This window comes from Agathobaculum sp. (assembly GCF_034098985.1).
Classification (GTDB): Bacteria; Bacillota; Clostridia; order Oscillospirales; family Butyricicoccaceae; genus Agathobaculum.
In genome coordinates this window covers 1-19,391 of record NZ_JAXEOA010000011.1, presented here as the reverse complement: position 1 = coordinate 19,391, position 19,391 = coordinate 1, and the positions used below count along the sequence as shown (strand labels likewise).

The 19,391-nt window shown below is 57.4% G+C and carries 19 protein-coding genes, 1 other RNA gene and 1 pseudogene; 12 read left to right on the top strand and 9 right to left on the bottom strand.

Translation table 11 applies throughout. The features are described from left to right. Nucleotides 1–61 precede the first annotated feature (61 nt). Complete coding sequence (locus SO058_RS02250) at nucleotides 62–1,096, bottom strand: transglutaminase-like domain-containing protein (RefSeq protein WP_320841373.1); 1,035 nt, start codon at nucleotides 1,094–1,096, stop codon at nucleotides 62–64. A 159-nt stretch (nucleotides 1,097–1,255) separates the two neighbouring features. Here SO058_RS02250 and SO058_RS02245 point away from each other — a divergent pair, with 159 nt between their 5' ends. Beyond that, complete coding sequence (locus tag SO058_RS02245) at nucleotides 1,256–1,966, top strand: tRNA threonylcarbamoyladenosine dehydratase (protein WP_320841372.1); 711 nt, start codon at nucleotides 1,256–1,258, stop codon at nucleotides 1,964–1,966. Nucleotides 1,967–2,033: 67 nt separating this feature from the next. On the opposite strand, the gene nifJ is transcribed toward SO058_RS02245, so the two are convergent. Then, nucleotides 2,034–5,717, bottom strand: a complete 3,684-nt coding sequence (gene nifJ / locus SO058_RS02240) for a pyruvate:ferredoxin (flavodoxin) oxidoreductase (protein WP_320841371.1) — start codon at nucleotides 5,715–5,717, stop codon at nucleotides 2,034–2,036. Nucleotides 5,718–6,026: 309 nt separating this feature from the next. On the opposite strand from nifJ, the gene SO058_RS02235 reads away from it, so the two are divergent. Together SO058_RS02235 and SO058_RS02230 are read left to right on the top strand one after the other, a co-directional pair. Beyond that, nucleotides 6,027–7,550 carry a YifB family Mg chelatase-like AAA ATPase gene (locus tag SO058_RS02235; RefSeq protein ID WP_320841370.1) on the top strand — a complete coding sequence of 508 codons (1,524 nt, stop codon included), beginning with the start codon at nucleotides 6,027–6,029 and terminating at the stop codon, nucleotides 7,548–7,550. 145 nt (nucleotides 7,551–7,695) lie between these two features. Beyond that, nucleotides 7,696–8,925: a M15 family metallopeptidase gene (locus tag SO058_RS02230; RefSeq protein ID WP_320841369.1), complete on the top strand. Its 1,230-nt coding sequence runs from the start codon at nucleotides 7,696–7,698 to the stop codon at nucleotides 8,923–8,925. Here SO058_RS02230 and SO058_RS02225 read toward each other — a convergent pair. After that, nucleotides 8,910–9,146: a DUF6809 family protein gene (locus SO058_RS02225; RefSeq protein WP_320841368.1), complete on the bottom strand. Its 237-nt coding sequence runs from the start codon at nucleotides 9,144–9,146 to the stop codon at nucleotides 8,910–8,912. The two genes, SO058_RS02230 and SO058_RS02225, sit on opposite strands and share 16 nt — an antisense overlap. Before the next feature lie 129 nt (nucleotides 9,147–9,275). On the opposite strand from SO058_RS02225, the gene SO058_RS02220 reads away from it, so the two are divergent. Then, nucleotides 9,276–9,476: a helix-turn-helix domain-containing protein gene (locus SO058_RS02220; protein WP_320841367.1), complete on the top strand. Its 201-nt coding sequence runs from the start codon at nucleotides 9,276–9,278 to the stop codon at nucleotides 9,474–9,476. A gap of 124 nt (nucleotides 9,477–9,600) precedes the next feature. Continuing rightward, on the top strand, nucleotides 9,601–10,698 hold the full coding sequence (locus tag SO058_RS02215) for a helix-turn-helix domain-containing protein (RefSeq protein WP_320841366.1): 1,098 nt from the start codon (nucleotides 9,601–9,603) through the stop codon (nucleotides 10,696–10,698). 393 nt (nucleotides 10,699–11,091) lie between these two features. On the opposite strand, the gene ssrS is transcribed toward SO058_RS02215, so the two are convergent. Continuing rightward, a non-coding RNA gene (gene ssrS / locus SO058_RS02210) (6S RNA) lies at nucleotides 11,092–11,286 on the bottom strand. A 5-nt stretch (nucleotides 11,287–11,291) separates the two neighbouring features. Further along, on the bottom strand, nucleotides 11,292–11,564 hold the full coding sequence (locus SO058_RS02205) for a DUF1292 domain-containing protein (protein WP_320841365.1): 273 nt from the start codon (nucleotides 11,562–11,564) through the stop codon (nucleotides 11,292–11,294). A 384-nt stretch (nucleotides 11,565–11,948) separates the two neighbouring features. Between SO058_RS02205 and infC the strand changes: the two genes are divergently transcribed. The 4 genes from infC (at nucleotide 11,949) to SO058_RS02185 (ending at nucleotide 13,886) form a co-directional block, all read left to right on the top strand. Beyond that, nucleotides 11,949–12,470: a translation initiation factor IF-3 gene (gene infC, locus SO058_RS02200; protein ID WP_320841364.1), complete on the top strand. Its 522-nt coding sequence runs from the start codon at nucleotides 11,949–11,951 to the stop codon at nucleotides 12,468–12,470. Between the two features lie 44 nt (nucleotides 12,471–12,514). After that, entirely contained in the window at nucleotides 12,515–12,718 is a 204-nt protein-coding gene (gene rpmI, locus SO058_RS02195; RefSeq protein WP_320841363.1) for a 50S ribosomal protein L35, read from the top strand. 36 nt (nucleotides 12,719–12,754) lie between these two features. Then, nucleotides 12,755–13,108: a 50S ribosomal protein L20 gene (gene rplT, locus SO058_RS02190; protein WP_320841362.1), complete on the top strand. Its 354-nt coding sequence runs from the start codon at nucleotides 12,755–12,757 to the stop codon at nucleotides 13,106–13,108. Between the two features lie 139 nt (nucleotides 13,109–13,247). Further along, nucleotides 13,248–13,886 (top strand): orotate phosphoribosyltransferase, encoded by a 639-nt coding sequence (locus SO058_RS02185; RefSeq protein WP_320841361.1) that lies wholly within the window; start codon nucleotides 13,248–13,250, stop codon nucleotides 13,884–13,886. 46 nt (nucleotides 13,887–13,932) lie between these two features. On the opposite strand, the gene SO058_RS02180 is transcribed toward SO058_RS02185, so the two are convergent. The 4 genes from SO058_RS02180 to trmB form a co-directional block, all read right to left on the bottom strand. Then, nucleotides 13,933–14,280, bottom strand: a complete 348-nt coding sequence (locus SO058_RS02180; RefSeq protein WP_320841360.1) for a DUF134 domain-containing protein — start codon at nucleotides 14,278–14,280, stop codon at nucleotides 13,933–13,935. Between the two features lie 3 nt (nucleotides 14,281–14,283). Further along, a complete protein-coding gene (locus SO058_RS02175) occupies nucleotides 14,284–14,685 on the bottom strand; it encodes a NifB/NifX family molybdenum-iron cluster-binding protein (RefSeq protein WP_442872232.1) in 402 nt (133 codons plus the stop codon). 84 nt (nucleotides 14,686–14,769) lie between these two features. Continuing rightward, complete coding sequence (locus SO058_RS02170) at nucleotides 14,770–15,273, bottom strand: GNAT family N-acetyltransferase (protein ID WP_320841359.1); 504 nt, start codon at nucleotides 15,271–15,273, stop codon at nucleotides 14,770–14,772. 81 nt (nucleotides 15,274–15,354) lie between these two features. After that, on the bottom strand, nucleotides 15,355–16,008 hold the full coding sequence (gene trmB / locus SO058_RS02165) for a tRNA (guanosine(46)-N7)-methyltransferase TrmB (RefSeq protein ID WP_320841489.1): 654 nt from the start codon (nucleotides 16,006–16,008) through the stop codon (nucleotides 15,355–15,357). 176 nt (nucleotides 16,009–16,184) lie between these two features. On the opposite strand from trmB, the gene malQ reads away from it, so the two are divergent. The 3 genes and pseudogenes from malQ to SO058_RS02150 all read left to right on the top strand — a co-directional run. Continuing rightward, nucleotides 16,185–17,678 (top strand): 4-alpha-glucanotransferase, encoded by a 1,494-nt coding sequence (gene malQ, locus SO058_RS02160; RefSeq protein ID WP_320841358.1) that lies wholly within the window; start codon nucleotides 16,185–16,187, stop codon nucleotides 17,676–17,678. A gap of 19 nt (nucleotides 17,679–17,697) precedes the next feature. Next, entirely contained in the window at nucleotides 17,698–18,933 is a 1,236-nt protein-coding gene (locus SO058_RS02155) for an HAD-IA family hydrolase (protein WP_320841357.1), read from the top strand. Between the two features lie 138 nt (nucleotides 18,934–19,071). Beyond that, nucleotides 19,072–19,194 (top strand): annotated as a pseudogene (locus SO058_RS02150) (helix-turn-helix transcriptional regulator); the annotation flags it as partial. Between the last annotated feature and the right edge of the window lie 197 nt (nucleotides 19,195–19,391).

Below are 19,391 nucleotides of genomic sequence, written 5' to 3'. Positions count from 1 at the left end.
CAGTATAGCATAAAGAAACAAAAAAGGCGACCGCTTTCGCGGCCGCCCGTGGTTTTTCCCATCAATAACAATACTTCTCGGTATAGTTGGCGGGATTGTTGATATAATCCATGATCTGCTGGCTCTGTTTGCCCGTTGAAGCAAAGGTGGGATCCATCAGTTTCCAGCTCTTTCCATCAAACGAGATGACGTTATTGATCCAGCCGACCTGCGACACATGGGTGGAAATCCACGCATGGTACTCACCGCGGCTCGTATAGCCGATCACCAGCTTGGTCGGGATGCCCTTTGCACGCAGCATCGCCGTCATCACGGAAGCATAGTCAAAGCAGATGCCGGTCTGGTTGCTCAATACCGCGTCAAGATCGGGCAGATACGTGGATGGTACGTTTTTCGCAAGGTCGTAATCGTACCGGATGTTCTGTACAACATACTCAAATACAGCTGCGACCGTGTCCAACTCGTCGGACGCGGAGGCTGTGATATCGCCCGCTACCGCTACTACCCTGCTTGAAGCGTCAAAATCGACATACTGGTTCGGGTACAAGAACGGCAACAGCTCGTTTGCAAGCGAAACCTGCACGCTTTGGCCAAAAACCTGCGCATACTTCGTGCCGCTGATATTGCGGAACACGTTGACCTGATACGCACCGTCACCCTGCGGCAGCGGGAATACGTCGTAGGTGCCGTCTGGTTCGAGGTCGTACGTATAGGTAGTGCCGCCCGAGCGGGTAATCTGCACCTTGATGCGCGCGGTCTCTCCCGGCGCGTATTTGACCATCACATATCCTTGATCCGCGTTGGACGCATCCAGCGTGGCATACTCGTTTTCATAGACCACCGCGCCCGAAGCCACCGGCTCCAGAACGCCGTCTACCACTGGATTGGCTATGGCGAGCGGTACATCCTCCGGCACGATCTCTACAACATTGTGCAAATCGACCGTATCGAATATCTGCACTTCCTGAGCAAAACCGTCGGAAAGCGGCGCGGAGACATCCCGGATTTCAGCGGACGCATCGCCGCACGCGGATAGCGAGACGGCCAGCAATGCAGCCGCGCTTAGTCCCGCGCAAGCCCGTTTCCAACTCAACATGCCGTTTCGCCTCCTTTACACAAATATAACATTCTTATCTAACAGTATAGCGTATTTTTCGAAAATTGCAAGTAAGTTTTTACCAGTTCATCAGCATCCGCTTGCTGGAACGCCCGCTGCCGTGTTATACTGGGCTCAATAAATTTTTCGAGGTGTGCCATGCTCCATGAATTTTCCCGTGCCGAACTGCTGCTCGGCGCAGATGCACTGCAAACACTCCGCCGGTCACATGTCGCTGTTTTCGGCGTCGGCGGGGTCGGGTCGTTTGCCTGTGAAGCGCTCGCGCGGGCAGGTGTCGGCACGCTCACGCTCATTGACAACGACACCGTTTCGCTCACCAACCGGAACCGCCAGCTGATCGCGCTTCAGTCGACCATCGGACAGCCTAAGGTTGAGGTCATGCGGGAGCGGATTCTCGATATTAATCCAAAAGCCAATGTTTACGCGCTCCAAACGTTCTATACGCCGGACAGCGCCCTCGACCTGACGCAGTTTGGCTACATCATAGATGCCATCGACACGGTGACCGCCAAGCTGCACCTGATCACTGAATGCGACCGCCTCCAGGTTCCGCTTATCTGCTCGATGGGTACGGGCAACAAGCTCGACCCGGCGCGTTTTGAGGTCTCTGACATTTATAAAACCTCGGTCTGTCCGCTCGCGCGCGTCATCCGTCTGGAATGTAAAAAGCGGCGCATCAAGCATCTTAAGGTCGTCTACTCCAAAGAAGAGCCGCGCACGCCCCTACCCTCAGATGAGCAAAAAGGTACGGCGGGACGTGCTGTACCGGGCAGCGTGTCTTTCGTGCCGCCGGTTGCCGGCATGATTTTGGCCGGCGAAGTGATCAAAGCTTTGACCTGCATATCCTAAATGCCGCCGAAAAAGCCCCGCGCCAACAGGCGCGGGGCTTTTTTATGCCGTTATTAAAAATTACTGCTTACTGCTGGCCGTACAGCGCCTCGAGCTTCTTGAGGTGTGCGTAACGGTCGACGGACGCCTTTTCGGCTTCCTCGAACAGCTTCTCCGCGCGCTCGGGGAACGAACGAGTCAGTGCAGAATAACGCGCCTCGTTCATGATGAAGCCGCGGTAATCCTCGCTCTTGGGATCCTTGGAATCCATGATAAACGGATTCTTGCCCTCGGCCTTGAGCGCCGGATTATATCGGAACATGTTCCAGTAGCCGCAGTCGACAGCCTTCTTCATCTCGGCCTGGCAGTTGGTCATACCGCCCTTGATGGAGTGCATCTCGCAGGGCGCATAGCCGATGATAAGCGACGGACCCGGATACGCTTCCGCCTCGGCGATCGCCTTGAGCGTCTGGTTCATGTTGGCGCCCATCGCGACCTGCGCGACGTACACATAGCCATAGCTCATCGCGATCTCCGCGAGGGACTTCTTTCCAATGGCCTTGCCGGCCGCCGCGAACTGCGCTACCGCGCCGATCGGGGTCGACTTGGAAGCCTGGCCGCCGGTGTTGGAGTATACCTCGGTATCAAAGACCATGACGTTGACGTCCTGACCGGAAGCCAGCACATGGTCGAGGCCGCCGAAGCCAATGTCATACGCCCAGCCGTCGCCGCCGAAGATCCAGACGGACTTCTTGGACAGGTATTCCTTATGCGCGAGGATGTCCTTGACAAGCGTGCACGCGTCGCAGTCGCAGTAGGTCTCGCCCGCTGCCTTAAGCGCCTCAACGTGCTCCTTCATCTTGCCGTGCATCTCTCCGAAAACTTCCTTGCTTGCAGGGCTGTTGATGAACGCCTCGCAGCCCTCGACAGTCATCAGACCGTCCTTCAGCGCAGCGATATACTTCTCGGTCGCTTCGCCGTTTGTCTTGCCGTCGTCCACAGTATCCAGCCAAGCCTGCGCAGCTTCCTTGAGCGGCGCGTAGGTGTGCTCGATCGCGATCAATGCCTTGGTCTTTTCGATCAGGCGATCGCGGATGGCTTTCTGGCCATAGTACATGCCAAGGCCGTGCTCCGCATTGTCTTCAAACAGGCTGTTCGCCCAAGCCGGGCCATGGCCGTTTGCATCGACAGTGTACGGGCTGGTGGCAGCCGGGCCACCCCAGATGGACGAGCATCCCGTCGCGTTGGAGATATACATACGGTCGCCGCAGACCTGCGTGATCAGGCGGGCGTAAGAGGTCTCGGCACAGCCCGCGCACGAGCCGGAGAACTCCAGCAGCGGCTTCTTGAACTGGCTGTCCTTGACCGAAGCGGTCGAGATCATGTCCGGCTTCTCGGCGACCTCGGCGACACAGTAATCGAAAGCGTCCTGCTGGGCGGCTTCCTGCTCCTGCGGAACCATGGTCAGCGACTTGGTCGGGCACACGCCGATACATACGCCGCAGCCCATGCAGTCGAGCGGGGAAACGGCCATCGTGTACTTATAAACGCCCTTGCCCTTGCCGGCCTTGATATCGACGATCTTGGCAGAAGCAGGCGCCTTTGCGGCTTCGTCCTCAGTCAGCGCGAACGGACGGATAGTGGCGTGCGGGCAGACATACGCACACTGATTGCACTGTACGCAGGTCTCACTGTTCCAAGTCGGAACAGTAACGGCAACGCCGCGCTTCTCATAAGCGGCTGCGCCGTGCGCGAACGTGCCGTCGACATACTCGCCGGCAAACGCCGATACGGGCAGGCTGTCGCCGTCCATGCGGCCGATCGGGTCCATAAGCTCCTTGACCATCTTGACGGTCTCGGGACGGCCCTGCAGCTCCTCGCCGCTGCCGTTATCCTTGGCGTCGGCCCACGAAGCCGGGATCTCGACCTTATGGAACGCGGTAGCGCCCGCGTCGATCGCCTTGTGGTTCATATCGACCACGTCCTGACCTTTCTTGAGGTAGGACTTGGTCGCGGCGTCCTTCATGTAGCCGATGGCTTCCTCCTGCGGCATGACCTTGGCCAGCGTAAAGAAAGCGGACTGCAGGATGGTGTTGGTGCGCTTACCCATGCCGATCTCAATTGCCAGATCGATCGCGTTGATCGTGTAAACCTGGATATTGTTCGCCGCGATATAGCGCTTGGCAACGGCGGGCATGTGATGGTTAAGCTCCTCGTCAGACCACTGGCAGTTGATCATGAAGATACCGCCGGGCTTGACGTCGCGAACCATCGGATAGCCCTTGACGATATAGGACGGGTTGTGGCAGGCGACAAAGTCGGCCTTGTTGATATAATAGGGCGACTTGATCGGCTTATCACCGAAACGCAGGTGCGAAACGGTCACGCCGCCGGTCTTCTTGGAGTCGTACTGGAAGTACGCCTGAACATACTTATCGGTATGGTCGCCGATGATCTTGATGGAGTTCTTGTTCGCGCCGACCGTGCCGTCGCCGCCAAGACCCCAGAACTTGCACTCGATGGTGCCTTCGGCCGCGGTGTTCGGCGAGGGCTTCTCCTCAAGCGAAAGGTGCGTGACATCGTCGTTGATGCCGAGCGTGAACAGGTGCTTGGGCGCATTCTTGGACAGCTCCTCGTAGACCGCGAAGACGGACGCCGGAGGCGTGTCCTTAGAGCCGAGGCCGTAACGGCCGCCGGTGACAACCTTGTCCGTAACGCCTGCGTTGGCAAGCGCGGTGACAACATCCAGATAGAGCGGCTCGCCCTGGCTGCCGGGCTCCTTGGTGCGGTCAAGCACCGCGATCTTCTTGGCCGTAGCCGGGATGGCAGCAACCAGCTTGTCGGCCGCGAACGGGCGGTACAAGCGGACCTTAATCAGGCCGACCTTTTCGCCGTGCGCATTGAGGTAGTCAATGACTTCCTCGGCCACGTCGCAGATCGAACCCATTGCGATGATGACGCGATCAGCGTCCGCAGCGCCGTAATAGTTAAAGAGTTTATAATCGGTGCCCAGCTTGGCGTTAACCTTGTCCATGTACTTCTCAACGATGCCCGGAACAGCTTCGTAGTACGTGTTGCAGGCCTCGCGGTGCTGGAAGAACACGTCGCCGTTTTCGTGCGAGCCGCGCATCATTGCGTGCTCCGGATTCAAAGCGCGCGCGCGGAACGCCTCGACAGCGTCCATGTCGCACATTTCCTTGAGGTCCTCGTAGTCCCATACTTCGATCTTCTGGATCTCGTGCGAAGTGCGGAAGCCGTCGAAGAAGTTAATGAACGGCACGCGGCTCTCAATGGTGGCCAGATGCGCAACTGCGGAGAGATCCATGACCTCCTGCGGGTTGGTCTCGGCCAGCATGGCAAAACCGGTCTGGCGGCAGGCCATTACGTCTGAGTGGTCGCCGAAGATGTTAAGCGCGTGGGACGCGACCGTACGCGCCGAAACATGGAACACGCAGGGCAGAAGTTCGCCCGCGATCTTATACATATTCGGGATCATGAGGAGCAGGCCCTGAGAAGCGGTATATGTAGTGGTCAGTGCACCGGCGGCGAGCGAGCCGTGCACCGTGCCCGCGGCGCCTGCCTCGGACTGCATCTCGATCACCTTGACCTCAGTGCCAAAAATGTTCTTCTGACCCGCGGCTGCCCACTGGTCAACGCTGTCTGCCATGGGGCTGGACGGGGTGATCGGATAGATACCCGCGACCTCGGTAAACGCATACGACACGTGCGCCGCAGCAGTGTTACCGTCCATGGACTTCATCTTTCTTGCCATGTTTTATATCCTCCTATTCAGTTGATAACATGCTAAAGGCCTGAAAACGTTCTCTGACGCGCGTTTCACGCAACAAAGGACGCTTTGAGCGACCCTTTTTATTCTAGCACTCCGCCCCCAAATTGTAAACACCAAATCTGACAAATTTATAACATTCTTCCCCATCCTGAGAAAGTTTTTCGGTAGTATTCCACAATCCGAAACGACACAATGTTACAGTTTTCTTGCATGCGGAAAATGCCGTTGCGGGGCTGGATTTTATAATGTATAATTATAACATTGAAAGTTTTGTCGTTTAGGGGGCTTTTTATGGTTTCGCGCGTTTGTTCGGCCGGCCTTCGCGGGATCGACGGGTATATCGTCGAAGTCGAGTGCTTCCTGTCAAGCGGCCTGCCCCGGCTGGACATCGTCGGCCTGCCTACCGGCGCGGTCGCAGAGGCCGGGGAGCGCGTGCGCGCCGCTTTGAAGCACAGCGGGTTTGATTGGCCGGTCTCTCGGCTGACCGTCAACCTCGCCCCCGCCGACCTGAAAAAGGCCGGCACGGCTTACGACCTGCCTATCGCGCTCTCCATTCTGGCGGCGCAGGGCGCGATCGCCAAGCTGCCCGAACGCGCGGTATTTCTCGGTGAATTATCGCTCACCGGCGGTGTGCGTCCGGTCTGCGGCGCGCTTTCCATGGCGCTCGCCGCGCGGGACGCAGGCTTTGAAACCGTGTTCGTCCCCGCGGCCAACGCCGCAGAAGCCGCCTACGCCTCCGGCGTGGCCGTACTGCCTGTGCGCAGCCTGAATGAGCTGGCCGCCCATTTGGACGGCCGCGCGCTCCTGTCCCCCTGTCCGCCGCCACCCGCGCCCGAACCGCACGAAAACAAGCTTGATTTCGCTCATGTGATGGGACAGCGCGATGTCAAGCGCGCGCTGGAGATCGCGGCCGCGGGCGGACATAACGTGCTTCTCTCCGGTCCTCCGGGCTCAGGCAAAAGCATGATGGCCAAACGCTTTTCCTCCATCCTGCCACCGCTCACCGAGGCCGAACGCCTCGAAGTTATCCGGGTGTGGTCGGCGGTCGGACGCGGCGACGAAGCCGCGCGCCGCGCCGAGCGGCCTTTTCGCGCGCCGCACCATAATTCGTCCGCCAACGCGATCGCGGGCGGTTCAGGCGGCAGCGGCCGCCTGCCCGCGCCGGGCGAAATCACGCTCGCGCACCGCGGCGTGCTCTTTCTGGACGAACTGCCCGAATTCCAGCGAGACGTGCTGGAAACACTGCGGCAGCCGCTTGAGGATGGACAGGTTACGATTTCGCGCGTTGCCGGGCAGATCACCTACCCTGCCGATTTTCAGCTCATCGCGGCGATGAACCCCTGCAAATGCGGCTGGTACGGTACGCCGCGCTGCACCTGCTCGGAAACCTCGGTGCGGCAATACCTCAAACGCCTGTCCGGGCCGCTGCTCGACCGTATCGATCTTCAGGTCGCGGTGCAGCCGGTCGAATATGCCGCGCTTGCCGCGCGGCGCGAGGCTTCCGAGGAATGTTCGGCCGATATCCGCCGGCGTGTCCTGCGGGCGCGGGAAACGCAGTATGCACGGCAGGGGCAAGGTGTTTGCAACGCCAATATCCCACCTGCGCGTCTTGCCGAACTATGCCCATTGTCGGACAGCGCTTCGCGCATGTTCAAGGCCGCCTTCGAGCGGTTGGGGCTGACCGCCCGCGCGCACGACCGCGTACTGCGCACCGCGCGGACGATCGCCGACCTTGCGGGCAGCGAAGTATTGCAGGCCGAGCATCTTGCGGAAGCCCTGCAATACCGAACCTTGGACCGCATATCCGCCGAATGATTTTGTCAAAATTCGCCTTTTTCTGTGGATAACCCTGTGGATATTGTGAATAAGTTGCGTTTCCAAGTGATTTCGACAGATTATATTGTTTAACAGAAAAGAAAAATTCCACACCTGCTCCGTGTGATTCAAGGAGGTTTTTTCCATGCCCCGTTTTCCGTTTCGCCGCGCGGGGGCGCTTGCACTTTTGCTGACGCTTTTCATCCCCGAAGCCGGCGCGCTGTCCGGCGTTTCCAATTGGGCGCAGGCCGGTGTAAACGCGGCCAAGAGCGCCGGGCTGGAGCCCGCCGCTTTCGCCTCCCTGCCCGCCAAATCGCCCGTCACGCGCGCGGAGTTCTGCTCGGTTGCGCTCAATGCTTATAAGGCCGTGACCGGCTGGGAGGTAAAGCCCTCTTCCAGCAAGCCGTTTAACGACTGTGACAGCGCCGATGTGGTGACCGCCTATGAGTTGGGGTTGGTCAACGGGCGCGGAAACGGCGTTTTTGACCCCAAGGCGACCATTCAACGGCAGGATCTGTGCGTCATGCTCTATAATGTACTCGATGCGGCGGGCATCCGTGCCAAGGCCATCGCGGGCGACGCGGCGGTCGAGGATTACCCCGACGCCTCCACTATCCGCGGCTATGCGGTCGACGCGATGGTGACTATGGTCGACCATAAGATCGTCAACGGCGTGGCGGCGGCGGGCAAACCGACCCAGCTCTCCCCCTCCGGCACGGCGACGCGCGAGCAGGCGCTCATCATGGCCAGCCGCTTTACCGATACGTTTGAGGGACAGGCTGATCCGGAGTACGACCCCAACAAGGCCGAGATCCCCGACGAACCGGAGCCTGAACCGGACGATCCCGGAAATGTTCTGGACAACCTGCCCAAAACCAAGGAAGAGAAAATGGAACTGGTTTATGGCAAGGGCGGTGAAAAATACCAGTCCGCCGAGGAAGCCAAGGCCAATATGACCGAGATCTCCGTCAAGGTCTGGCGGCTCCAGCCGGACGGCAGTAAGCTTACCGGAACGGCTTATCTAATCGTCAATAAGAACCTTGCGCCGATCTACGAAGCGGTTTTCGACGAGATCTACCGCGGCAAGGAGCAGTTCCCCATCAAGGATGCCGGATGCTATGCGTGGCGCACGGGCGAACACAGCCAAGGCACGGCAATCGACCTTAACTGGGAAGAAAACATGGAGGCCACCATCAACGCGGATGGCACGCTCACGCCGACCACGGGCACGCATTGGACGCCCGGCGAGGATCCTTATTCCATCCCCGAGGGCGGCGACGTGTACAACGCGTTTACAAAATATGGGTTCCTATGGGGCGGCAACGCGTGGCGTTCCAAGCGTGATTACATGCATTTCAGTTATTTTGGAACATAACAGTAGCGTTCCGCAAATGATAAGCCCATGCAGATACCGCGCACGTAATTATCCTGCGCGGTCAAATCAATGAGGTCTGTCATTTCGTCGTAAAACCGGATGAACAGACGGCGTTGCTTCTTGTTCAGCATTTTCAACATGCGGCGGTAGGTCTTTTCCGATTCCGCGCTCTCTGTTATGGATTGGAAACATTCTGCGGCTATGTTGTCTGTCATATACATGAAGCAACCTCATTTCTATATTTTATATCCTTTTATGAGGTTATTATATTCCTTTACAAGGTTTATGTCAACTTATTTCTTGATATTTCTCCCCTATATGCTAGACTAAAATTATGGAGGGTTCTCCCTATGTTCACCTATAAACCGCTTTGGAAGCTTCTAATTGACAATGACATGAACAAAACCACATTAAAAGAAAGGCTAAACCTTTCTTCTAATACTATGTCCCGTCTATCGCATAACGAGTATGTTTCAATGGCTACCTTGGACGCCCTCTGCACCGAGTTTAACTGCACCCCAAACGACATCATCGAGCACATCAAAGAATAATCAACCGCCGGTTGGATTTTTCCTACCGGCGGTTAACTTTGCCTCCATTGTGCCGCGGCGCGGCGTATGCTAAGATAAACATAACAAAAGGCCTTTTGAATTCCCTATTATAAGGATGAAATTTATGGAACTGCAAATCGGAACCATTATTTCCCGCGCGCGCCATGCCAAAGGCATGACCCAGGAAATGCTCGCGGAGGCCGTCGGCGTGTCCGCTGCCGCCGTCAGCAAATGGGAGACCGGCGCGAGCTACCCCGACATCACCCTGCTGCCACCCCTCGCCCGCGCACTCGGCCTGACAGTCGACCGACTGCTGGATTTCCGCGAGCACCCCACCGACGACGAGATCCACACGCTCACCGAGCAGCTCAGCAAGGTATTTGACGAGCAAGGCTACGCCGCCGGTCAGGCCGCGTGTGCGCAGGTGCTCCAGCAATACCCCGCGAGCGGTTCGCTCAAGCTGGTGATCGGCTCGCTGTATTACCGTTATCTGTCCTTTGCCTTAAACGGCAAGGCAGACCCCGGCGAAGTTATGTCCGAGCTGTCCGAGCAGACCCTTTCCCTGTTCGAGCAGGGTGAAACGGAGTGCGTGAAACCGGATGATGCACAGCTCGCAAAGGCTCTGCGCGTCTCCGCGCTCATTATGCTTTCACGTTTCGACGAGGCCGAAGCCCTGCTGGACAGCTTGCCCAAACGCCCGTTTATCAGCCGCCCCGAACAGCTTTACCAGACCTTGTATCTAGCGCGCGGCGATCTGGACAAAGCCGAGGAGATAAACCAGCGCGCGCTGTTTGAGCAGGTGTGTGAGGCCGGTACGACGCTAATGAATCTGGCCGCCGTTGCCCGCCGCCAAGAGAACTGCGCCGCCGCCAGCCGCTTTACCGACGCTTACAGCGCCCTGAACGAGTTGTTTGAGCTTGATCCGCTCGCGGGTATCCAGATGCGGCTGATGCTGGCCGCGGAAGGCGACCGCGATACCGCTCTCAGCCTGTTTGAGCAATATGTGGACGCGGCGATTTCCCGCACGATGGACTACACAAAAAACCCGTTTTTCAAGCGCGTGCAGACCCGCGTGCCCACCCGGAACGAGCTGGACTCGATGAACCGCCTGCTGCTGCGCGCCGCCGAGGAGGACGACGAGCAAGTGTTCTCCCGCCTGCGCGGCGACCCGCGGTACGAGGCCGCGCTCGACCGCTTGCGCGCTTCCCTGCCCCCGGAATAAAATGAAAAACGCCCGCCACGGCTTTCCTGCCGCTGCGGACGTTTTCATTTTGTCGATAATAAACGCATTTTTACATTTAGAATGGAATTCTCCCGATTTCCGGGAAATAAATATAAAAAAACCACGCCGCAGTTTTTCCTGCGTCACGTGGATCGATCCGAATTATTTTTCGCTCTGTGTCTGATGCTCGTCGCTAAAGATCATATCGTCGATATCAGGCGTATCCGGATGCTGCGGTCTGCGAATGATACGCATGGCGTTTATCCACCTCCTCTTCTTCTATTGATAATGTCAGTATACCCTATCCTATGCACGGAATGCAAGTAAAATGCGTGTAAAGTCACAGAAATGTAACAAATAAGAAAAAATCCGCCCTACGGGCGGAAAAAAGTAAAAACCCCCGCCCTGCCGATGCGACCCGATTAGTAACCTGCACGACTCATGCAGGTGGGTTTTCTGTTTGGCATGTCTGCGCTTCCAACGTCCGTGTATACCCGGGAGGCCTGCTGCTCGATGCCAAAACCGTCCGAAATCCCGTACTAAAAATGTGGGTTAAAAAGGGGCCGCTGTCGCACAGGGCAGGGATCTGCTTCTTACTCTTCTTCTGCTTCGGCGCGCTCGATCACCAAATCGAACACTGCGTCCGCGATCGTGTCGTCCTCAACGGACGCGAGGATCTCCTCACCGTTTTCTTCCACGACCTGCAGGATGACCACTTCGGCCTCTTCCTCCAGCGAAAGCTCCGCCGGAATAAAGGCCAGATAAGTTTCGCCCTTGTATTCCACAGTGTCGATATGCTCGAATTCGACCTCGTTGCCGTCCTCATCGGTCAGCGTTACTAAATCGTTGCCAAACTCTTCACTCATGGTCCGGCTCCTCCTTACATTTTATGAAAATCCGGGAACTTGCCGTCCCCTGTTTTTAGCATAGCAAACGCGCCCGTTTTTGTAAAGCAAAATATCTTCGGTGCGCACTGTCATAGTATGCCGCGTGTAAGGTCAATCATACCAGCCCTTTGGCAAGAAAAAAAGCCTTGACTTTGCGTTTTTGTTCTGGTATAGTTATTCAGGTAACAAGGAAGAAGGTACGTCCTCACCCGCAGCTTTTGGCGAACGGGTTAATAAAGCAGTCCGGCATGCGGTTTTTCGCGCGCCTTTTGGACCTTTATGTGGAGGACGGTCACACCCTGTGAGCGTCCTTTTTCTGTTTTTCAAACCCGTTTTGTTTGGAGGTGCTTATCCATTAGCAGCATGGAACATCAGATCAACGAAGAGATCCGCGACAAGGAAGTCCGCCTGATCGGCGACGACGGCGAACAGCTCGGCATTGTTTTGAACGCTGAAGCGCAGAATCTTGCCATGGAAAAAGGCATGGATTTGGTCAAGATCGCCCCGCAGGCCAAGCCGCCTGTCTGCAAGATCATGGACTACGGCAAGTTTCGTTTTGAACAGGCCAAGCGCGAAAAAGAAGCGCGAAAAAACCAGAAGATCGTGGAACTTAAAGAAATCCGCCTGACCCCCAACACCGATGTGGGCGACCTGAACACCAAGGTTAAAAACGCCTGCAAATTCCTCAAGGACGGCGATAAGGTCAAGGTCGCGGTCCGCTTCCGCGGACGCCAGGTGACGCACGCGTCGCTCGGACAGGATCTGCTCCATCGCTTTGCTGAGATGTGCTCCGAGGTGAGCACGGTGGAGAAGATGCCCAAGCTTGAAGGCCGCCAGATGATGATGTTCCTGGCGCCCATCAAGGACAAAGAAAAGGAAAAGTAATCAAAACGCGCCCCGCGCGCAAATTCAGAGAGGAGCAAACCCTTATGCCTAAGATTAAAACGCACAGCGGTGCCAAAAAGAGATTCACCGTCACCAAGACCGGTAAAATCAAGCGCGGCCACGTCGGCAAGCGCCACCTGCTCAACGGCCATGGCAAAACTGCCAAGCGCCTGCGCCACCTGCGTAAGGAAGCGTTTGCGGACGCGACCAACGTAGCGCAGATCAAGCGCCTGATCCCCTACAAATAAGTTTAAAAACATCTTTTCATATAGGAGGCATTACAAATGGCTAGAGTTAAGGGCGCGATGATGACGCGCAAAAGAAGAAAGAAGATCCTGAAGCGTGCCAAGGGTTACTGGGGCTCCAAATCCACCCACTTCAAGGTAGCCAACCAGGCTGTTATGAAGAGCCTGAAGTACGCATATATCGGCCGCAAGCAGAAGAAGCGCGACTTCCGCCGCCTGTGGATCACCCGTATTTCGGCTGCCGCCAAGACCTGCGACATGAATTACAGCCGCTTCATGAACGGCCTGAAGAAAGCCGGCATCGACCTCAACCGCAAGATGCTCGCCGAGCTCGCCGTAAATGACAAGGCCGCTTTCGCCGCGCTGGCTGAAAAGGCCAAGGCTGCGCTCTAATCACAACATAGCAAAGGACGAAACGCCAAGCGTTTCGTCCTTTTTCTATACGCATCCATTTTTTGTTGTGCCCGGCAGCAAAATGCTGTATAATAAAATTAATCTTTAACCATCCCCGGCTAAGAAAGGTGGTTCTTTTATGCAGCAGCCGATCCGTGTCGTTTCCAAGGTAAATCCCAAGCTTTATGCCGACGCTATCCCCGGGCATTTCGCCACCAACCATTCGCATATCAATTATTACATCGATATGTCGGCGATCAAGCACAGCCAGTCGATGGCGACCGAGGCCGCGGCCAGCATTGCTTATCATTTCTCCTCCGTCAATATTGATACCATCCTGTGTCTGGAGGGTACCGAATACATCGGCGCGTTCCTCGCGCGAGAGCTCTCCCGCGATGGATTCCGCAGCATGAACGGCGGCAGCGACCTGTTTCTGGTCGAGCCGGATTCCAATGTCAACGGCCAGTTCATCTTTTCGGACAACCTCACCCCCATGATTTTCTCCAAAAATGTGCTGGTGCTCGTCACCTCGGCTTCGACCGGTCAGACGCTCAGTCAGGCGCGCGAGTGCGTCGAATACTACGGCGGGCGGATCGCGGGGTATTCCGCGCTGTTCTCCAATATCAAGGATTTGAACGGTAAACAGGTGGTCAGCCTGTTCTCGGGTTTGGACTTCCCGCACTACCATAACTGCTCACACGGCAAAAATTGCCCCGACTGTGCGGCAGGCGTTCCGCTTGACGCAATCGTTACCCCGCGCGGCTACACCAAGTTGTAACAACCAAAGAACGTCCCGGTGCTTTACTACAAGCGCCGGGACGTTTTTATTCGTTTTTACAGTGCCGGTGCGGGCAACAGCCACGCGGGCAGACGGCGCGGTGTTCGCACACCTCCACGTCGCCGCCCGCGATGCGCAGCACTTTGCCGCCCACCACGCAGTCGGCCAGCTTCCGGCGCGCGGCGTTATAGATCGCCTGCGCGGTCGTCCGCGCCACGCCCATCTGCTCGGCGGCCTGTTCCTGCTGCATGCCCTCCAGATCGATTAGACGGATCGCCTCATATTCGTCCAGTCCCATCACGACAAGTTCCGCGCCGCACCCCGCGCCGCGCGGCGCAAACTCGGTATACCCCGGCAGGCCGCACACACGGCGGCATTTTTTCGGCCTAGGCACCGGTCAACCGTGGCAGTGGCCGCCGCAGGTGTGATCGTGCGACGAGCACGCGTGCCCTTCGCCGTGCTGCTCGTGGTGGCTGCACCGGACGTCGGGATCAAACTGGAGCGTGCCCGCGAGTAGCGCCTCGATCGCGCTGTCTGCCCCGCCCTGCACGCCGCCGAACAGACGGATGCCCGCTTCCGCCAGCGCCGCCTGCGCGCCGCCGCCGATTCCACCGCAGACCAGGGTATCCACGCCCTGCTCACGCAAAAAGCCGGCCAGCGCGCCGTGACCACTGCCGTTCGTATCCACGATTTTAGAAGAAATCACGCGTTTTTCTGCCACTTCGTATAGTTTGAACTGCTGCGTATGGCCAAAATGCTGGAATACCTGCCCATTTTCATAGGTAACTGCAATTTTCATTTGGATTGCGCCTCCGTTTAATTTTTGGCATATGCCGTTTATATACCCTATCATACCACGTTTTCGGCATATGTCAAGAATCAATCAGCGAAGCAGCGCATAGATGCAGCTATCCTGAAGCTCGCCATTTTTCCACACGCTTTGCCGTTTGACACCCTCGAGCGCAAAGCCCGCCTTTTCCAGCACGCGGCGCGAGCCTGCATTCCCTGCGAACGGCTCGGCGTGGATGCGCACGATGTCAAATTCATCAAACGCCTCAGCGCATATCAGGCGCACCGCCGCGGTCATCACGCCATGCCCCCAGTATTCCTCGGCAAGCCAGTAGCCCAGCTCGGCGCTCTTTCGGTACACGTCGCGCTCGACGAACACGCCCACGCTGCCAACCGCATGGCCGTTTATCACAACCGCGCGGCAAAGCTGCGCGACCTCGTCATCTGCCGCGCAGGCCAGTACATAGCCCTCAGCATCCGCGTGCGTATAGGGGTATGGGAACGCATCACGCAGCCAACAGGCAATTTTCTCATTATTGGCATAGTGCGCCACGTCGTCAACAAAGCGCTCGTCCCATTTTTCCAGCGAAAAATCCATATCTTCACTCCTTTTCGACCAGCATACCACACGGTTCCCTCCGGCACAAGAAAAAGCGGCCTACCGGCCGCTTTTTCCCAATTACTTTCGCAGAAACTCCGGCAGGCGGCGCCGGGCTTCCATGCGGTAGATCCGCGCGCCCTCGGCGGAGAATTTTTCCTCATATTCGGTCATGATATTGCCTTCAAAGTCCGAGTGGTGCAGATCGAGTGAAACATTTTGGAGCAGCCAGCCGAACTGGCAGACCTCCGCAAGCGTCCATTCAAAAAAGCGCTGGTTGTCGGTCTTAAAGCACAGATCCCCTTTCTGTGCTAAAATCTCATCATAGACCTCCAGATACGCGCGCCAGATCAGGCGGCGCTTGCGCTGCCGGTTGGGCGGCCATGGATCGGAGAAGTTGAGATAGATCCGGTCGGCCTCGCCCGGCGCAAATACCTCGCGCAGTTCTGCCGCGTCCACCGATACAAACCGCAGATTAGGCAGCGGCTGCAACGCCGCGCGCTCGGCCGCCATGATTAGCGCGCCCTCTTCTCGTTCAATCGCAATAAAATTGATATCCGGATGCTGTTCGGCCATGCCGAGCGCGAACCGCCCCTTGCCGCAGCCAATCTCAACATGCACCGGATGGCTGTTTCCAAACAGCGCGCGCCATTTGCCGCGCTGCTCCTTGGGCGCGAACTCCATCACTGCCGCACAGGCCGCGAAGCGCACGTCCAAATTCTTTTTTTTCCGCATTCTCACCGAGGCATTCCCCTTTTACTCATTTTTCAGCCTTTTTATTATATCGGCAGGCTGCACGCTTGGCAAGCAAAATCGTCAAATTTCCGCAGTCCGCGCCAGTCGGACGTATCTTTTTAGCCATACTTATGATATAATGAAACAGACCAAAAGAGATGGGAGAAAGAATGTATATGTTTAAGCGTTCCAGCGGTGTGCTCGCGCACGTGACCTCGCTGCCCTCGCCGCACGGCGTAGGCACCATGGGAAAAACCGCTTACGAATTCGTCGATTTTTTGGAAAAAGCCCGGCAGACCTATTGGCAGGTGCTGCCGCTCGGCCACACCGGCTTCGGCGATTCGCCATACCAGTGCTTTTCCGCGGCGGCGGGCAATCCCTACCTGATCGACCTTGACCTGTTGGCCGAGGACGGTCTGCTCACCCGTGAGGAGATCGCGCAGGGGGATTTTCAGGCATCGCCCGACGAGGTGGATTTTGAGCAGCTTGCCGACACGCGCTGGCCGCTGTTCCGCAAGGCTTACGCGCGCATCAACGCGGAAACGCGCGCGGCAGTCGAAGCATTTGCGCAGGAAAACGCCGAATGGCTGCCCGATTACGCCCTGTTCATGGCGCTCAAAGAGGAAAAATATCACGACATGCCGGTGTATATGTGGCCGGACAAGGACGTGATCGTGCGCAAACCCGAGGCTCTTGCCCGCGTGCGTGAAGATCTGCAGGATGAGGTCTTGTTCCGAGAATTCCTGCAATATGTATTTTTCCGCCAGTGGGATGCTCTGCGCTTCTATGCCAATGCGCACGGCATACAGATCATCGGCGACATCCCGATCTACGTGTCGGCCGACTCGGCAGACGTATGGACGCACCCCGAGCTGTTTCAGCTGAAAGCCGACCGCAGCCCCAAGCTGGTCGCGGGCGTGCCGCCCGACTATTACTCCGAGACCGGCCAGCTCTGGGGCAATCCGGTATACAACTGGCCGGTGCATAAAAAAGAGGGCTACGCTTGGTGGATTTGGCGCATGAAAACCAACATGCGGCTGTTTGACGTTGTCCGGCTTGACCACTTCCGCGGCTTTGAGAGCTTTTGGGAGGTCAAGGCCGGGAGCGAAAACGCGGTCAATGGCGTCTGGCGCAAAGGGCCCGGCATGGAGCTGCTGCGCGCGCTTGAACAAGCACTTGGCGAACTGCCCGTTATCGCGGAGGATCTCGGCGTGATGACCGACGAGGTGCGGCAATTGCTGTCCGATAGCGGGTTCCCGGGCATGCGGGTGCTCATTTTCGGCTTTTCGCCCGACGAGGACAATGAACACCTGCCGCACAACTTTGTGCAAAACAGTATCGTTTACACCTCGACACACGACTCGCAGACCGTCTGCGAGCAGATCATGGACTTGTGCAGCGAGCCTGAAAAGCAGTTTGCCTACCGCTATCTGCGCACCTCGCAAAGCGAGGCGATGGGCTGGAGCGCCATCAAAAGCGTATGGGCCTCGCCCGCCCGCATCTCGATGACCACCCTGCAGGACCTGCTCTCGCTCGGTGCGGATTCCCGCATGAACACGCCCGCCACCATCGGCGGAAAAAACTGGCGCTGGCGCGTGCGGCGCGAAGCGCTTAACCCCGAGGTAGCCTCCCTGCTCGGCGATATTACGACAACTTATAAACGCGCATAACAAAAAGGATTCGATACATATGAAGATCACCACGGCAATTTTTGATTTGGACGGTACCCTGCTCAACACCCTGGGGGATTTATCCGACAGCGTAAACACCGCCATCCTGCGGCGCGGCTTCCCTCCGGTCACAGAGGAACAGACGCGCGAGCGCGTCGGCAATGGCGTGCGCAAGCTCATCGAACGCAGCCTGCCTGACGGCTCACCCGAAACGCTGGTCGACGAATGTCTGGATGATTTCCGCACCGCTTATGAAAGCCGTATGATGAACCGTACCCAGCCATATGACGGCGTGCTGCCGCTGCTCAAGGCGCTGAAAAAGGCCGGCGTCGCGGTGGGCGTACTGTCCAATAAATACGACCTCGCGGCCAAGGGCCTGATCCGCCACTATTTCGGCGATCTGGTGCAGATCACGGTGGGCGAGCGGCCCGGCGTGCCGCGAAAGCCCGACCCGACCAGCGCGCTCGAACTGCTCCGGCAGCTCGGCGGAAACGCGGGCGAAACGCTGTATATCGGCGACAGCGCGGTAGATATGCAGACCGCAAAAAATGCGGGACTGACCGCAGTCGGCGTGACCTGGGGCTTCCGGGACGCGGACACGCTGCGAAAAGCAGGCGCGGACGCCCTTGTGAACGAGCCGATGGAACTGCTGCCGCTGTTTGAACGCGGCCTGTGCAACGTGGACGCGCTCTGCGCGGCATTTACGGCGCGCGGCTTTGGCTTTACGTATTTTCCGGCCAAAGAGGGGGCAGTCGCTTATCTTTCCGAGGTGTGCGCCGATCAATCGGTCACGCTCGGCGGATCGATGACGCTCAAAGAGCTGGGGCTCCCCGGAGCGTTTGCGGAAAGCACCGATGTGCACTCACACTCGATCACGCCCGGCGAATACGTGCAGGACCCTGACATTTACCTGTGCTCGGCCAACGCGCTGAGCGAAACCGGCGAGATCGTCAATATAGACGGGCGGTGCAACCGCGTCGCCGGCACACTGTTCGGTGCGAAACGCTGCATTTTTGTTTGCGGCGTCAACAAATTATGCCCGGATCTGGAAAGTGCGGTCGACCGGGCGCGCAATATCGCCGCCCCGCAAAACGCCAAACGGCTATTGCGCAAGACCCCCTGCGCGCTGGACGGTAAATGCCACGACTGCCGCAGCCCGGAGCGCATCTGCTCGGCACTCGTCATTCATATGGCGCCGCCGCTCAGCATGGAGAAGTGCGAGATCGTCCTGATAGGCGAAGCACTGGGATATTAAGTTTAACGGCGTGATTTTATAAAATCGCGCCGTTTTTATGGCAATGCAACTGTCAGTTGCGGAATTTCCAAGCTGGATTGGTGGCATGCTACCGCTGCTTTCGGTAAACTGGTCTCATAAGTCAAGGAGGTAGCACCAATGAAATTAAATGAAAAAATCCAATCCCTTCGCCGTGCGCGCGCCCTTTCCCAGGAAGATCTGGCGATCACGCTCGGCGTATCGCGTCAGGCGGTCAGCAAATGGGAGCTCGGGGGTTCACTTAGATAAAGATACCACATCAATCCCACGCTGACTTTTGCTCAACCGATACAACCGGAGGGCTGGATAACAAGAAAAGGCGGTATGCGCCCCGTGGAGGGGTAGCGTACCGCCTTTTCTTGTGGGGGTTTCCAAAGGGGGCAACGCCCCCATTTGGCACACGACTTTGCGAAGCAAAGTGTAGTGTGTTATACGCTCTG